Here is a 15657-nt window from a genome sequence, read left to right as displayed (position 1 = left end):
AGGAGGATTCACGTTCATGAGAATAAGCAGCGCCTTCCATAACATCAGGCTTCGAAGCAAGATGCTGATGATTTATTTTCTATCGGTATTAATTCCGGTTGTGCTCACGAACGTCATCTTCTACAACATTACGACGAATAATGTGAAAAACCAGAAGCTGAAAGACTTGTCGCTGGCTATCGAGCAGATGCGCAACGAGTTCATGTATCAGATCGATGCCGTAGTCGGCATCTCCTCCGTCCTTTATAACGATTCCATCATGAACGACTACTTGGATCAACGCTATGTGTATTCGTCCGATTACGTCATGAACTACCACTCCTATATTACGGACATGCTGGAGAAATACGCGCCTGTATATAGAGCGATTCAGAATATTACCATCTATACGGATAACGATACGATCATCTATGGCGGCTATGTCTCGCCTATTTCGCAGATTAGTCCCGATGCAGAGTGGTATAAACGGCTGGTAAGCTCAGGCACGTCTAATCCGATTCTTGTGCGCAATAATGAGTCTGCATCCGATCCATCGATCAGCATTGTCAGGCGAATGAGCAGCTCGGCGGGGCAGAATAATTTCGAGAAAATCATCAAGATTGACCTTGATCCCGGGCTCATCCGGCAAGTATTAAGCAATGTGACGCTGGAGGGCAACGTTTATTTGCTCGAAGGGGATACGGTGCAGTATTCTTCCGGCAAGGCGGACGGCGACGAAATCTCGGACAATGACGGCATCGTATTCGAAGAAGGTTTTGCGAACAAGGAGTATTTGCTAAATTGGCGCGTTGTAGGCAAATTTCAAGAGCGTGAAGTGTTGGTAGAAGTCCGGAAGTCTAGGGAATTCGTCATTTATATGGCGCTCCCGAACATCCTTGTTCCAACGCTCATTATTGTTTGGTTCACGCGTTCGCTAAATCAGCGGTTGTTCCGTATCCTGAGGCAGATGAAGCGGGTGAAGAACCACAGCTTCGAGCTGATCGATAACGAAGAGGCCAATGACGAGATCGGCCAGCTGACAACGGAATTCAACCGAATGACGATGCAAATCAAAAGTCTGATTCATGATGTCTATATGGCCGACATTCAGAAGAAAGAGCTGGAGCTTAGCCGCAACCAGTCGCAGCTGCATGCGCTCCAGAGTCAGATCAATCCCCATTTTCTATTCAACTCGCTGGAGACGATTCGCATGCGGAGCTTGATGAAGTCCGAAGAAGAAACGGCCAAAATCATTCATCATATGGCGAAGATCTTCCGTAAGTCTCTCTCCTGGGGCAGAGATATGGTAACGGTTAAGGATGAGCTCGATTTGGTCGAGAGCTTCCTGCAGATTCAGAAATACAGATTCGGTGACAAGCTGGATTACAGCATTGAGGTAGACCCGGACTGTGTCACAGAGAAAATTCCGAAGATGACGCTGCAGCCGCTGGTAGAGAACTCGAGCATCCATGGCATCGAGCCCTTGAAGAATGCCGGCCTGATCACGATCAGCGTGCGCAAGTCTCCAAGTGGACTCCTCTGCGTGGTCAGCGATAACGGCGTGGGCATGACGGAAGAGAAACGAAACGAGCTGCTGCAAAACCTGTATTCGACCGAGGAAGATATCGGGGAAAGCATCGGCATACGCAATGTGTATTTGCGTCTGAAGATGTTTTATGGCGACCAGGCGACCTTCGACTTGGAGAGCAGCAAAGGGGCGGGGACGTCGATTCGGATCGAAATACGATCTCTTTAATTTTCTAAGCGCGATATATAGTTTACCTGGTAAACAAAGATTGCTCGGCTTTGTATACTGAAGATGTTCAATTGAAGCGCTTACAAATTAGAGCAGGAAGGGGACTTTTCTTTGAAAACGAGAAAGAAATGGCAATTAGGCATCATGTCACTCACGCTGATGATGAGTATTGTCGGCTGTTCCAGCGGCAATAACAATGCAAATGAAAACGCTCCAAAGGAAACGGGCAATGCGGAAGCGACTAACACAGACACAGCTACGAACACAACAGATGCAGCTGAGCCGGCGAAAGAAGAGCCGGTAACCTTTACTTTCTTCAATGCTACGGCAAACAAAGACACAGATACGAATAAGACGGAAATCGGTAAGATCCTGGAGGATCAAACAGGCGTCAACTTCAAGATGGAGCATCTTGTAGGCGACTTGAATACGAAGATCGGAACGATGATCGCAAGTAACGAATATCCGGATATCCTGGCTCCCGATTCAGGTATCGATAAAGTGTTGGAAGCGGGCGCATTCATTCCGCTTAACGATCTTATCGATCAATATGGTCCAAACATTAAGCGCGTATACGGCCCTTACATGAACCTGATGAAAGCGGAAGACGGCAATATTTACTTCCTGCCATTCAGTGCCATAGTCGGCGAATATAAGCCGAACCCAACGATTGACCAAGGCGCTTTCTGGGTACAAAACCGCGTCCTGAAGGATGCTGGCTATCCGAAGATCAAAACGTTCGACGAGTATTTTAACCTGATTAAAGATTATGCAGGCAAGCACAAAGACGATAAATTGACCGGCTTTATGTCCCTGACGCACGACTGGCGTTTCTTTGCAACAACGAACCCGCCGAACCATCTTGCAGGCTACCCGAATGATGGCGAAGTTCAAGTCGATATGAACACGATGGATGCCAAAATCTACGCAGCTAACGATGATACCAAACGTTGGTTGAAGAAACTGAATGAGTTAAACGCTGAAGGTCTGTTCGACAAGTCCTCCTTCGTAGACAACTACGATCAATACTTGGCGAAGCTGACTTCCGGTAAAGTACTTGGCTTCTTCGATTACGGTTGGCAGGTGAACCAAGCGCTGCAAACGTTGAAAACCGAAACGGTGAAAAACGGCGGCAACGACGATCTGGAGTACTTCCCGCTGCCAATCACGTTCGACAGCAGCATTAAAGATCAATACATCGATCCGGCTTCCTTTGTAAATAACCGCGGCGTGGGTATTACGACAAGCGCGAAAGACCCTGTTCGTATCATTAAATTCTTCAACAACCTGCTGACAGATGAGAACCAGAAGCTGGTACAGTGGGGCATTCAAGGCAAGAACTATGAAGTGGATGACAAAGGCAGATTGTACAGAACGCAAGAAGAAATCGACAAGCTTAAAGATAACGACTACAAACGCCAAGTCGGTATCGGCTACTTCGAGTACTACTGGCCAATGTACGGTCAAGGCTCCACATTCCCGGATGGCAATGCCGTAAACCCAGGCAGACAACCAGAAGTTGCACAAGCATCCTTTACGCCTGCTGAGAAAGACCGTCTTGCGAAATACGGCGTTCAAACGTACGCAGAAATGTTCGCTGCTCCGGATGAGCGTCCTTGGTACCCGGCATGGAGTATCGCACTTGAGCAAGGTTCGGATGCACAAATCTACACGGCTAAGAAACCAGACGTACAACGTAAATATTTTGCGAAAATCGTCCTTGCATCTCCGGATAAATTCGATGGTCTGTGGGACGAGTACGTAGGCGAAATCAACAAGCTTCCTGTAGCTGAATACGAGAAAACGATGACTGAGAAAGTCAAAGAAAAAGTGGCAAAGATTAAAGGCTAATCAAGTGTAAGGGGGAAGGCCGGAACTCGCATGCAGTACGGGGCCGGCCTTTCCTAATTTAGACATATAGAACCGGGTAGGTATGGAGAGGAGTGATCGCAATGATAAAAACCAAGCAGCAGGATGTGACTGCCGATCGGATACTTCTCGGTCAGAAATCCGGTATCGGCTTATTTCTGGAGAAGCTTGTGAAGCAGCGGGCGCTTGTCCTAATGTCCGTTCCGTTCCTTATTTGGCTTGTTGTCTTCAAATATATTCCACTATGGGGCTGGACGATCGCGTTTCAGAACTATAAGCCGGCGAAATCCTTCAGCGATCAGAAATGGGTAGGGTTGAAGCAGTTTAAGTTTATGTTCTCCGATGATCGGTTTCTGCTGGTGCTTCGCAATACGCTTGCCATGAGCTTAATCAATTTCGTTCTGGGCTTCGTGACGGCGATTATACTAGCGATTCTATTAAATGAGTTAAGAAAAGTAGCGTTCAAGCGGGTCGTCCAAACGATCAGTTATTTACCGCATTTTATTTCATGGGTTGTCGCAGCTACGATCATTCAGACCGTTCTCTCTGCCGATGGCGGGGTATTGAACGAAATTCTGATGGGTCTTGGGCTGATCAAGGAACCGATTCTCTGGCTTGGAGAAGGCAAGTATTTCTGGGGCATTCTTGGAATATCGGAAGTATGGAAAAACGTAGGCTGGAACACGATTATTTATTTGGCCGCTATGACTACAATCGATCCTGCGCAGTATGAAGCTGCCGAGATTGACGGAGCAGGACGCTTCCAGCGTATCTTCCATGTTACGCTTCCGGGCATCCGGCCCGTTATTATCATTCTGATTATTCTTAACCTTGGACAAATTCTAGAGACTGGCTTCGAGCCGCAGTATTTGCTTGGCAATGGGCCGAACCTCGATTATTCCGAGAATCTTGAAATCTTTATTCTGAAGTATGGTATGAATCTGGGCAACTATTCATTGTCCGTCGCAGCAGGGATATTCAAGACGGTCATCAGCATCGTGCTATTGTTCTCGGCGAATTACCTTGCAAAACGGCTAGGCCAAGAACGATTGTTTTAAGGAGGAGAACAGCATGGCTAAATCGCAAGTAAATATGGCCCGTCATTCATCGGCAGGAGATCGGCTGTTCGATATCGCCAATTACACGTTCATGGTGCTACTCATGATCGTGACACTATATCCATTCATCAACATGCTGGCTGTTTCGCTCAACGATGCCGGGGACTCCATTAAGGGCGGCGTCTACTTATGGCCAAGGGTATTAACCTGGGAAAATTATGAGTATGTGTTCAAGCAAGGGGACATCTTGCACGCGACTATGGTCTCTGCATCGCGGACGATTCTCGGCACGCTTATTTCGACCTTCTGCTCGGCGATGGTGGCTTACACGATCAGCCGTCCGGAATTCGTATTGCGCAAATTCGTCACGCTGGCATTCGTGCTGACGATGTATTTTAACGGCGGATTGATTCCGAACTTCTTGCTGATCCGCGAGCTTGGCCTGATGGGCAGCTACTGGGTCTACATTATTCCGGGCATTGTCGGCGTATTTAATATCATCGTGATTCGTTCCTTTATTGAGGCGCTGCCGGAGGGCATACTGGAATCGGCAAGAATTGACGGGGCGGGCGAGTTTACGACGTTCCTGAAGATCGTCATGCCACTGTCGATGCCGGTGCTGGCGACAACTTCCTTGTTCACGGCGGTTTATCACTGGAATTCCTGGTTCGATGTGTTCCTGTATAACTCGTCGCATATTAGCCTAAGCACGCTGCAATACGAACTGATGAAGATGCTCCAAAACTCGAATGCTTCGATCAGCTCTTCTGGCGGTAATATGGATGGGTCGGGCGGAACGGCTGCAAACTTCGTCACACCGACATCCATTCGAGCCACGATGACGATTGTCGCAAGCTTGCCGATTGTGATGGTCTATCCATTCCTGCAAAAGTACTTTGTTAAAGGGATGACGCTGGGAGGCGTAAAAGGCTAATGGCAGCACATCGCAATCTTCTGCTTGACTATGGTTATGACGCGAAGGACATCGAAGCGAAGGTCGAGCAAACGTGGGAGCTGCTCTTCGGCGATCATGAAGCGACGAGGATCTATTACCCGTCCGGTGACGATATGGGGTATATGCTCGATACCGGGAACCTCGATGTTCGGACAGAAGGCATGTCCTACGGCATGATGATGGCTGTACAGCTGGATAAGAAGGATGTCTTCGATCGGCTCTGGAGATGGAGCTATCAATATATGTACATGACCTCAGGTGAGAATAAAGGCTATTTTGCCTGGTCCTGCAACACAGATGGAACGAAGCGTTCGAACGGACCGGCGCCGGATGGAGAGGAATACTTCGCGCTTGCCCTATTGTTCGCCTCGCATCGGTGGGGCGACGGTGCGGCGCCGCTGGATTACGGCGTAAAGGCGCGCGCACTGCTGCATGACTGCATACACAACGGGGAAGACGGCATCGGCTATCCGATGTGGAACCCGGACAATAAGTTAATCAAATTCGTGCCTAACTGCGAATACTCCGATCCGTCCTATCATCTGCCGCATTTCTATGAGTTGTTTGCTCTTTGGGCTAATGAAGCGGATCGCCCATTCTGGAGAGAAGCGGCGGAAGCCAGCCGAGCGTTTTTGTTGCTGGCTTGCCATCCGGAAACCGGCTTAGCCCCGGAGTACGCCCATTATGACGGAACGCCCAACGATGATCGCGGATACGGACATTTCTTCAGCGATTCCTACCGAGTCGCAGCCAATATCGGGTTAGAGGCGCTGTGGTTTGGCGCAAACGAGTGGATGACGCAGGAGGCAGAGCTTATTCAAGCGTTCTTCGCGGATAAGCATCCCGATGACTACCGTCGGTATACGATTGCAGGTGAGCCGTTCGAGGAGAAATCGCTTCATCCGGTTGGGCTTATCGCCACGAATGCAGCCGCATCGATAGCGGCACCGAATGGACCTCACGCGCGCGAGAGCGTAGCGTTGTTCTGGAATACGCCTGTTCGCGAAGGTGATCGTCGCTATTATGATAATTGTTTGTACTTATTTGCCTTGTTGGCGCTAAGCGGGCAATACCGCATTTGGTCAATAGAAGCAGCAGAATAAAGTTGATATGTAGTAGGTAGGGTCTCCTGTTACAGGAGGCCCTTTTCATTTCACGAATGAGAGGCAGGTTGTCGCAGCCATGGATAAAAGAAGCACAGAGAGCGGCTATGCATGCTGGCTTGATTATCAGCTAATCCCGAATGAGTCATTACGCAGAGAATATAAGAAGAGCTGCTCGCAGCTAGTGTTGACAGGCGATTCAGCGCTGCTGCAAGCGGCATGCAGAGAGTTGAACCTTGCGCTGGGCGTGATGCTGGGCGAAGCACCGCAAGAGGTGGATGCTGCTGTTGTGGGGAGCTTGCCGACGATTGTGGTCGGTACAATTGGAAGCTCCCAGCTGCTGAACCCGCTCGCAGGTCTCTATAATTTCGATGAGCTGGGCGAGGAAGGGTATGTCATTCATCGGTCCGTGTCTGGGGATAATCGGATCTACTTGTCGGCTGATGCGGATAAAGGCGTGCTGTATGCGGTGTTCCATTTTATCCGGCTGCTGCAAACCGGGGAGAGCATCGAGAGGCTCGCCATTCGCGAGCTGCCGAGCAACGCTCTTCGCATGATTAACCATTGGGACAATATGGACGGATCGATTGAACGCGGATATGCCGGAAGAAGTATTTTCTTCCATGAGGGTCGCTTTATTGAGGATCAAGAGCGTGTGCGGGACTACGCTCGGCTGCTGGCTTCTGGAGGCATTAATGCCCTAACGATTAATAACGTTAATGTGCACAGCCAAGAATCGAAGCTTATTACGGATGAGTTTCTGCCGGATGTAGCGAAGACGGCTGCAATCTTCCGCGAGTATGGTATTCGCCTCTACTTGAGCGTTAATTATGCGAGTCCGATGGAGCTTGGCGGGCTGGATACGGCCGATCCGCTTGCGCCAGAGGTAGCGCAGTGGTGGCATGGCGCGGCGAAGAACATTTACCGTTATATCCCGGATTTTGGCGGATTTGTAGTGAAGGCCGATTCTGAATTCAGACCGGGGCCGTTTACGTATGGAAGAAATCATGCGGACGGCGCTAACATGCTGGCCGATGCGCTGGCACCGTACGGCGGCGAAGTGATATGGCGTTGTTTTGTCTACAACTGCCTGCAGAATTGGCGAGATCGCACTACGGATCGCGCGCGTGCCGCCTACGATCATTTCATGCCTCTGGATGGCACGTTCCGGGATAATGTGATGCTGCAGATCAAGAATGGGCCGATGGATTTTCAAGTACGGGAGCCGGTTTCCCCCTTGTTCGGCGGGCTGAAGGAAACGAACCAGCTGCTTGAGCTGCAAATTACGCAGGAGTATACGGGACAGCAAAAGCATTTGTGTTTCTTGGTGCCACAGTGGAAAGAAGTTTTGGAGTTTGATACTCATGCCCAAGGAGAAGGTTCGACCATTGCCGAAGTAGCTAGCGGACGGCTGTTTGGGAGAGCGCGCGGCGGCGTAGCGGCAGTCGCGAATATCGGGGATGATGCGAACTGGACCGGACATGTTTTGGCGCAGGCGAACTGGTATGGCTATGCGCGGTTGGCATGGAATCCGAGCTTAAGCGCGGAGCAGATTGCACGGGAATGGATTGCGATGACATTCGGCTTGGATTCGGCGGTGGAGCGTGTTTTGCTCGGCATGCTGCTGAGCTCGTACAGCATTTACGAGGACTATACGGCCCCGCTTGGCGTAGGCTGGATGGTCAATCCGAATCATCATTATGGCCCTAACGTAGACGGCTATGAATATTCCAAATGGGGCACGTATCACTATGCGGATTGCCATGGGATGGGCGTTGACCGTACCGTGCGAAGCGGAACCGGCTACGCGGGACAGTATCATTCTCCGGTGGCGGAACGGTACGAATCGCTTGCGTTGTGTCCGGATGAGCTTCTATTGTTCTTCCACCATGTCCCGTATACCCATCGGCTTAAGAGCGGCAAGACGGTCATCCAGCATATTTACGATACGCATTTCGAAGGTGCAGAGCGCGCGGCGCAGCTTGTAGAGCAGTGGAAATTGCTAGACTCGGTTGGCAGCGAACGGTTTGCGCAGGTGCTCGATCGACTTACGCACCAGGCGGAGCATGCGGAAGAATGGCGCGATTGCATTAATACGTACTTTTATCGGAAGTCGGGGATTGCCGATGAACGGGGACGGTTGATCTACTAGTTTAAGGATAAAGCGCTAGTGCTGCAGGGATCAGGGATGTGCCTTCGGCCGCTGTTGATTGTGTGTTCTCTATGATGAGATTTAGAGGTAATAACACACTATCAAAGGCGGCACGTAAACTCTCCGGCACAATCCCTTTCACCCTTTTGCGCTGCGCTTTTTCGGAAAAGACGAATAAATAAACCTTTGAAGAGAAGCGAAGAGGAGGGAAGCGCGGCATGAAAATGGTGTTTCGCTGGTACGGGACTGGCAATGATACCGTTACTTTGAAGCAGATTAAGCAAATTCCGGGTGTGGAAGGGATCGTCTGGGCGCTGCATGATGTGCCTGCTGGTGAAGAGTGGCCGATGGACAAGATTCTTGCCTACAAGGAACAAGCCGATGCTTACGGCCTGCATCTGGAGGTTGTCGAAAGTGTAAATGTCCATGAGGATATCAAACTGGGGCTGCCTTCTAGGGACCATTACATTAACAATTATAAGAAGACGATCGAGAAGCTGGCGAAGGTTGGCGTCAAAACGATTTGTTATAACTTTATGCCGGTATTCGATTGGGTGCGGACGGAGCTGTTCAAGGAGCTGGAGGATGGCTCGACGGCACTCTTCTATGAGAAGGCTAAGGTCGACAGCATGGACCCCGGCGAGCTTGTGAACCGCATTGCGAATGAGTTGGATTTCACGATGCCGGGCTGGGAGCCGGAGCGGCTGAAGCTGCTGGCGCCGTTATTCGAGCAGTACAAGCAGGTGTCGGCAGAAGATTTGTGGCGTAATCTGCAGTATTTTCTGGAACAAATCATCCCGACCGCGGAGCGTCATGGCATCCAAATGGCCATTCATCCCGATGATCCGCCTTGGCCGATCTTCGGATTGCCGCGAATCATCAACAGTCAAGAAAGCATCCGCAGGCTGCTTCAGCTTGTCGACAGCCCTTACAATGGGGTGACGCTGTGCAGTGGATCGCTCGGTGCCAATCCTGACAACGATATTGTGGCGATGGTACGGGAGTTTAAGGGACGTATCCCGTTTGCGCATATTCGGAATGTGCGCGTCTATGACAATGGGGATTTCATTGAAACTTCGCATCGGACATCCGATGGAACGGTAGATATTGCAGGTATCGTGAGGGCTTATTACGAAACGGGATTTACCGGCTACGCTCGTCCGGATCACGGAAGACATATCTGGGACGAGCAATGTCGGCCGGGGTATGGGCTGTATGATCGGGCGTTAGGCATTATGTATTTGTGGGGCGTTTGGGATTCCATGCGTGCAGGCGAGGTGGAGGAATGAGCATGAGCATGCCAAAGCATGAGAATCTGCGAGGCAAAGTAGCTGTAGCGACAGGTGGAAGCGGCGTCCTGTGTTCCGCGATGGCGAAGGAATTAGCGAGGCAAGGAATGAAGGTAGCCATCCTCAACCGGACCGAGGAATCGGGACGGAAGGTGGTAGAGGAGATCCGCCGGGAAGGCTTTGAGGCGATATCGGTTGTTTGCGACGTGCTCGATGCATCGAGTGTGGATGCGGCGGCAAACGTAGTTATGGAGCAGTTGGGTTCATGCCATCTGCTCATCAATGGTGCAGGCGGCAATCATCCGGAGGGCAGTACGACGAGCGAGATTTTTAGGGCTGAGGATGTAGGAGCCGAGGGGATTCGCACCTTTTTCGATTTAACGGAGAAGGGCTTCGGGTATGTGTTCGACTTAAACTTTAAAGGCACGCTGCTGCCGACGCAGGCTTTCGCGAAGCAAATGCTTCATGTCGAAGGAGCGTCGATAATCAATATTTCGTCGATGAGCGCGCCCAGTCCGATGACCAAAGTGCCGGCTTACAGTGCGGCTAAGGCTGCGATCGATAACTTCACGCAGTGGCTCGCGGTGCATATGGCGGAAGCGGGAATTCGGGTTAATGCGATTGCGCCGGGCTTCTTCCTGACGGAGCAGAATCGGAAGCTGCTAACCCATGAGGACGGTTCGCTGACGGAACGTTCTCATAAAATCATTACCCATACGCCGATGCGGCGATTCGGGAAGCCGGAAGATCTGCTTGGTGCGCTAGTTTGGCTGGCGGACGATACCGTATCCGGGTTCGTCACCGGGGTTACGGTTCCGGTGGATGGCGGATTCATGGCCTATTCAGGCGTATAGGAGGAGGCGGCTGGAATGACGCTCATCGTTCAGGATGTACTTGACGCGCTGGCGGCGACGGTGCCTGGTGGAGCAGTTGGTTGTCGCGCGGATCAACTGCTCTTGGGTGAAGCTGGGCAGGCTGTCAGCGGGATCGTCGTTGCTTTTATCGCATCGCAGCAAGTTTTGGAGCAGGCGGTTTCGTTGGGAGCGAATATGGTGATTTCGCATGAAGGGATCTTTTACAGTCATCATCATGATCGAGATAGAGATGAGGTGTTTGTGGGGCCGGTGCATGCTGCGAAGAAGCAGTTTATTGCCGAGCACGGTCTTGCAGTTTATCGCTTCCATGACGGATTGCATCGACAGCAGCCCGATGGCATTATGGAAGGTTTGCTTCAGGAGCTGGGATGGGGGGCGCTCGCCGTGGAGCATCTTCCTGCAGCTTCGATCGTGGAGCTTCCTTCCTGTACGGGCCTCGAAATTGCGGCACATGTGAAGGCTCGGCTGGGAGTAGGATCGCTCCGTGCCGTAGGCGATCTTTCAGTGCAGTGCCGCCGTGTTGGATTACTCGCCGGTTACAGGGGAGGCGGGGCGTTGGCGATTCCGCTCTATGAGCAGTACCAGCTGGATCTGATTCTGTACGGCGAAGGACCGGAGTGGGAAACGCCGGAGTACGTGAGGGACGCCGTTCACAGTGGAGCGGCGAAGTCCCTCCTCGTTCTCGGACACCTGGAGAGCGAACAGCCGGGCATGAGGCTGCTGGCCGAGCGGCTCAGTCGATTATTCGCCACCGTGCCAGTGCACTATGTGAATGTGAATTCTGTGTTTGATGTGGTTTAGATAGAGAGGCTGTCTCGAAAGTGCGCAGAGCGACTTTTGAGATGGCTCTTTTTTTGTTGTGTTGGTAGGAGAGCAAGGGAAAGAGTGGCTCGCAGAGCAACATATTGGCGGAATTAAGGAGAGTTTAGTGGAAGAGTAGCTCTCAGAGCAACAGATTCACGGAAATAGGGTGGATTTAGAGAAAGAGTAGCTCCGAGAGCAACACATTGGCGGAAGAATGGTGGTTTTAGAGAAAGAGTAGCTCCGAGAGCAACACATTGGCGGAAGAATGGTGGTTTTAGAGAAAGAGTAGCTCCCAGAGCAACACATTGGCGGAAGAATGGTGGTTTTAGAGAAAGAGTAGCTCCCAGAGCAACACATTAGCGGAAGTTTGGTGGTTTTTGAGTAAGAGTAGCTCCAGGAGCAACACACACCGGCGGGAGCTCCCCCTCTGGCGGCGAGAATCCTCCCGATTGGGAAAAAATTCAACACAGAGGAGCAGAATTTTGATACTGTGTGAATAGGACAACATCAAGGACTGATTGGGAGGGAAATGAATTGAAATTGCATTATCCGGGACCTGCACGAGTTTGGACGGAAGCGCTGCCAATTGGAAATGGCCGATTGGGTGCCATGATTTATGGCAGTGTGGAAAGCGAACAGCTGCAGCTAAATGAAGACACACTTTGGTCGGGGCCGAACTTTAACTGGAACAATCCAGAGGCTTTCGCTGCTTTGCCGGAAGTTCGCCAATTGCTGGCGCAAGAGAAATACGTGGAAGCCGATCAGCTGTGCAAACGAATGATGGGTGCGTACACGCAGTCGTATTTGCCGTTTGGCCATCTGCATCTTCTGTTTGAGCACGGTAATAATACGAGCGGTTACCGGCGAGAACTCCGCATCGATGAAGCGATCTCGACGGTGCATTATCGCATCGGCAATGTCGCTTATACGCGGGAGTATTTTGCCTCGCATCCGGATCAAGTCATCGTGATCAAACTGACTGCCAGCCAGCCGGGCAAGATCTCCTTCCATGCCAAGCTAAGCAGTCCGCTTCGTCACCGTACGGAACAAGACGGAGCATCTGAATTAACGCTGAGCGGCATAGCTCCTGAGCATGTTGCGCCGAGCTATCAATCTTCCGATAATCCGATCCGTTACGGCGATGAGTCGACGTCAAAAGCGATCCGTTTCAACGGAAGGCTGGCGGCATCTGCGGATGGTGGTACAGTGGAAGCGAGCCCGGATGGACTGCGCGTAAGCGGCGCAACGTCGGTTGTCTTAATCTTCGATGCGGCGACGGATTTCGCGACGAAAGACGAGCAGCCTTCAGCACGCACCTCGCAGCGTGTTCATGCAGCGCTGAGCCATTCATACGAGGAGCTTCGCGCGCGGCATATCGCGGATTATCAAGCGTTGTTTAATCGCGTCGAACTGGATCTGGGCCAAGCGTCGGAATCGGACGAGCTGCTTCCAACGGATAAACGGATTAAGCAAAACGGGGCAAGCGATCCCGGATTAGTGAAGCTGTTGTTTGATTTCGGCCGTTATCTGATGATTGCTTCTTCGCGTCCAGGAACGCAAGCGACGAATCTGCAGGGCATTTGGAATCAAGAAACAAGACCGCCATGGAGCAGCAATTATACGATTAATATTAATACGCAGATGAACTATTGGCCGGCAGAAACCTGTGCGCTCGCAGAATGTCACGAGCCAATGATCGATTTGATCGAGAAGATATCGAAGAGCGGCCGGGAAACGGCGAGTATGCATTACGGTGCGCGCGGCTGGACGGCTCATCATAATACGGATATTTGGGGACATACGGCACCGGTCGGTGATTTTGGAGAAGGCGATGCGGCATGGGCATTGTGGCCGATGGGCGGACCTTGGATGGCCCAGCATTTGTGGGAGCACTACGCGTTCAGCAGAGATAAAGCTTACCTGAGAGATAAGGCGTATCCGATTTTGAAAGAATCGGCGATGTTCTGCCAGGATTGGCTCATTGACGACGGCCAAGGAAAACTCATTACGTCACCATCCACATCGCCGGAGCATAAATTCGTTACCAAAGACGGGCTTTCCGGCGTCAGCGTAGCTTCGACGATGGATCTATCGATTATCTGGGACTTGTTCACGAACTGCATTGAAGCATCCGAGGAGCTGGAGATCGATGCGGAGTGGAGAGCGGAGCTGGCAGCGGCCAAAGAGCGCTTATTCCCCTTGCAAATCGGCAAGTATGGTCAGCTTCAAGAATGGTACAAGGACTTCGAGGATGAGGATCAATTCCATCGCCATGTCTCGCATTTATTCGGCGTCTATCCCGGCCGTCAATTGACGGAGGCAGGTACACCGGAGCTGTTTGCCGCTGCGCGTCGTTCACTCGAACGTCGTGGAGATGAAGGAACCGGTTGGAGCTTAGGGTGGAAAACCGGCCTATGGGCACGTTTTGGCGATGGCAATCGAGCACTCGCTCTAGTGAACAACCTGCTTCAACTGGTCGATGAATATGCAAAAGAGAACTATCACCGCGGCGGCGTGTACGCCAACTTATTCGACGCTCATCCGCCATTCCAGATCGATGGCAATTTTGCCGCTACGGCAGGCATTGCTGAATTACTGCTGCAATCCCATCAGAATTACGTATGGCTGTTGCCGTCGCTGCCGGATGCTTGGCAGAACGGGTCTGTTAAGGGCTTGCGCGCTCGCGGGGGATTCGAAGTGGGCATGACGTGGAAGGACGGCAAGCTACACAAGGCAAGCGTGAAATCTCTAGCCGGAGGCAGCTGCACCTTACGTTCAGAGTCGCCAATTACGATTACGGATGCAGAAGGAAATCTTGTCGCTGCCGAGCAATTAGGCGGAGGCTTATATCGATTCAACACTCATATTGACGGAAGCTACTCCATTACCGGATAAGTTTCGAAGCCGCCGGGAGCGAGGGATGCTCATTCACCGGCGGCTTTTTTTAAGTGCGATGCCGATAAGCCGATGGCGTCATGCCAACAATCTCTTTGAACACCCGGTGGAAGTAGGGCATGCTCTCGAAACCACAGGCTTCGGCAATGGTTGCAATTTTATCATCCTTGTCCTGCAGAAGCTCCTTAGCTCTTAATATTCGCTTTACCGTAATAAACTCGGTGACGTTCATTCCCGTGCTCTGCTTAAATACTCTGCTAAAATGCGCGGGGCTGACGGAAGCCATCAGACTGAGCTTGCTCAGGCCGAGAGCCTCCGTAAAATGCTGGTCCAAGTACAGCAAACTATCCTTCATCCAGCTCGGACCGATAAAGGCGGAGCTGGCTCTCTGCTTCCTCTCGCCACCTTTCTCCCGATTGACCGCCAGCAGCAGCTGCTCTACATACAGAACAATGGCATGGCGGTAGCCCGTATGCGCTGTTTGCAGCTCTGATTCAACCTCATCAAGTGCGCGTTCAACAGATTCCTGAAGCGCTGGCGAACATTCCATTTTGAACATATGACTCATGCGACTTTGCTCGAAGCACGCCAAATAAGAAAAAGATTCTCCCAACGAAACGCGATCCAGAAGAATAGGATGAAAAAACATAGCGGTGGACGTAACGGGATCCTCTTTGTCCGGGAATGCGCGATGGATGGTATTGCCCGGAATGATGAAGAGATCGCCTTTATTCATGTCATAAATTGTTCGGTCTATAAAGAAAGCACCCTTACCGCTGTACACATAGACAAGCTCAAACCAATCATGCACATGATCAGGCAATTCGCGCTGCGGTGTTTTTCGATCCTTATATGTATAGGCAAAAGGGAAGGAAGGCTGTGCATCGAAAAGTTTGCGTATAGGCTTCATGTGCGAGCGCTC

Annotated in this window: 11 protein-coding genes; 10 read left to right on the top strand and 1 reads right to left on the bottom strand. The window is 51.2% G+C overall.

All coding sequences use genetic code 11. From position 1 onward, the window contains the following. The first annotated feature begins 16 nt into the window (after positions 1 to 16). The 10 genes from AC50Y3_RS25780 to AC50Y3_RS25735 all read left to right on the top strand — a co-directional run bounded on the left by AC50Y3_RS25780 (position 17) and on the right by AC50Y3_RS25735 (position 14735). Positions 17 to 1735 (top strand): sensor histidine kinase, encoded by a 1719-nt coding sequence (locus AC50Y3_RS25780; RefSeq protein ID WP_494821585.1) that lies wholly within the window; start codon positions 17 to 19, stop codon positions 1733 to 1735. A gap of 144 nt (positions 1736 to 1879) precedes the next feature. Further along, on the top strand, positions 1880 to 3586 hold the full coding sequence (locus AC50Y3_RS25775) for an ABC transporter substrate-binding protein (RefSeq protein ID WP_494821672.1): 1707 nt from the start codon (positions 1880 to 1882) through the stop codon (positions 3584 to 3586). A gap of 212 nt (positions 3587 to 3798) precedes the next feature. Further along, on the top strand, positions 3799 to 4662 hold the full coding sequence (locus AC50Y3_RS25770) for an ABC transporter permease (RefSeq protein ID WP_494821671.1): 864 nt from the start codon (positions 3799 to 3801) through the stop codon (positions 4660 to 4662). Between the two features lie 13 nt (positions 4663 to 4675). Then, on the top strand, positions 4676 to 5596 hold the full coding sequence (locus tag AC50Y3_RS25765; RefSeq protein WP_494821584.1) for a carbohydrate ABC transporter permease: 921 nt from the start codon (positions 4676 to 4678) through the stop codon (positions 5594 to 5596). Next, on the top strand, positions 5596 to 6720 hold the full coding sequence (locus AC50Y3_RS25760; protein WP_494821583.1) for a family 8 glycosyl hydrolase: 1125 nt from the start codon (positions 5596 to 5598) through the stop codon (positions 6718 to 6720). Before AC50Y3_RS25765 ends, AC50Y3_RS25760 begins: the two co-directional genes overlap by 1 nt. Before the next feature lie 79 nt (positions 6721 to 6799). Continuing rightward, positions 6800 to 8872, top strand: coding sequence for an alpha-glucuronidase family glycosyl hydrolase (locus tag AC50Y3_RS25755; protein WP_494821582.1), 2073 nt, complete (start codon positions 6800 to 6802; stop codon positions 8870 to 8872). 218 nt (positions 8873 to 9090) lie between these two features. Further along, positions 9091 to 10161: a mannonate dehydratase gene (gene uxuA / locus AC50Y3_RS25750; protein WP_494821581.1), complete on the top strand. Its 1071-nt coding sequence runs from the start codon at positions 9091 to 9093 to the stop codon at positions 10159 to 10161. Positions 10162 to 10163: 2 nt separating this feature from the next. Continuing rightward, positions 10164 to 11015 (top strand): SDR family oxidoreductase, encoded by an 852-nt coding sequence (locus AC50Y3_RS25745; protein WP_494821580.1) that lies wholly within the window; start codon positions 10164 to 10166, stop codon positions 11013 to 11015. 15 nt (positions 11016 to 11030) lie between these two features. Further along, a complete protein-coding gene (locus AC50Y3_RS25740) occupies positions 11031 to 11837 on the top strand; it encodes a Nif3-like dinuclear metal center hexameric protein (RefSeq protein WP_494821579.1) in 807 nt (268 codons plus the stop codon). A gap of 537 nt (positions 11838 to 12374) precedes the next feature. Then, positions 12375 to 14735: a glycoside hydrolase family 95 protein gene (locus AC50Y3_RS25735; RefSeq protein WP_494821578.1), complete on the top strand. Its 2361-nt coding sequence runs from the start codon at positions 12375 to 12377 to the stop codon at positions 14733 to 14735. Between the two features lie 49 nt (positions 14736 to 14784). Here AC50Y3_RS25735 and AC50Y3_RS25730 read toward each other — a convergent pair whose 3' ends face one another. Beyond that, on the bottom strand, positions 14785 to 15645 hold the full coding sequence (locus AC50Y3_RS25730; RefSeq protein WP_494821577.1) for a helix-turn-helix domain-containing protein: 861 nt from the start codon (positions 15643 to 15645) through the stop codon (positions 14785 to 14787). Positions 15646 to 15657 lie beyond the last annotated feature (12 nt).

It is taken from the genome of Paenibacillus sp. J22R98, assembly GCF_059383835.1.
Note: the sequence above shows the minus strand (reverse complement) of the source record. Positions and strands in the feature narration are given on the sequence as shown.

Coding starts and splice junctions, on each gene's coding strand:
- AC50Y3_RS25780 (WP_494821585.1), top strand. CDS start 17: ATGAGAATAAGCAGCGCCTTCCATAACATCAGGCTTCGAAGCAAGATG.
- AC50Y3_RS25775 (WP_494821672.1), top strand. CDS start 1,880: ATGTCACTCACGCTGATGATGAGTATTGTCGGCTGTTCCAGCGGCAAT.
- AC50Y3_RS25770 (WP_494821671.1), top strand. CDS start 3,799: ATGTCCGTTCCGTTCCTTATTTGGCTTGTTGTCTTCAAATATATTCCA.
- AC50Y3_RS25765 (WP_494821584.1), top strand. CDS start 4,676: ATGGCTAAATCGCAAGTAAATATGGCCCGTCATTCATCGGCAGGAGAT.
- AC50Y3_RS25760 (WP_494821583.1), top strand. CDS start 5,596: ATGGCAGCACATCGCAATCTTCTGCTTGACTATGGTTATGACGCGAAG.
- AC50Y3_RS25755 (WP_494821582.1), top strand. CDS start 6,800: ATGGATAAAAGAAGCACAGAGAGCGGCTATGCATGCTGGCTTGATTAT.
- uxuA (WP_494821581.1), top strand. CDS start 9,091: ATGAAAATGGTGTTTCGCTGGTACGGGACTGGCAATGATACCGTTACT.
- AC50Y3_RS25745 (WP_494821580.1), top strand. CDS start 10,164: ATGAGCATGCCAAAGCATGAGAATCTGCGAGGCAAAGTAGCTGTAGCG.
- AC50Y3_RS25740 (WP_494821579.1), top strand. CDS start 11,031: ATGACGCTCATCGTTCAGGATGTACTTGACGCGCTGGCGGCGACGGTG.
- AC50Y3_RS25730 (WP_494821577.1), bottom strand. CDS start 15,645: ATGAAGCCTATACGCAAACTTTTCGATGCACAGCCTTCCTTCCCTTTT.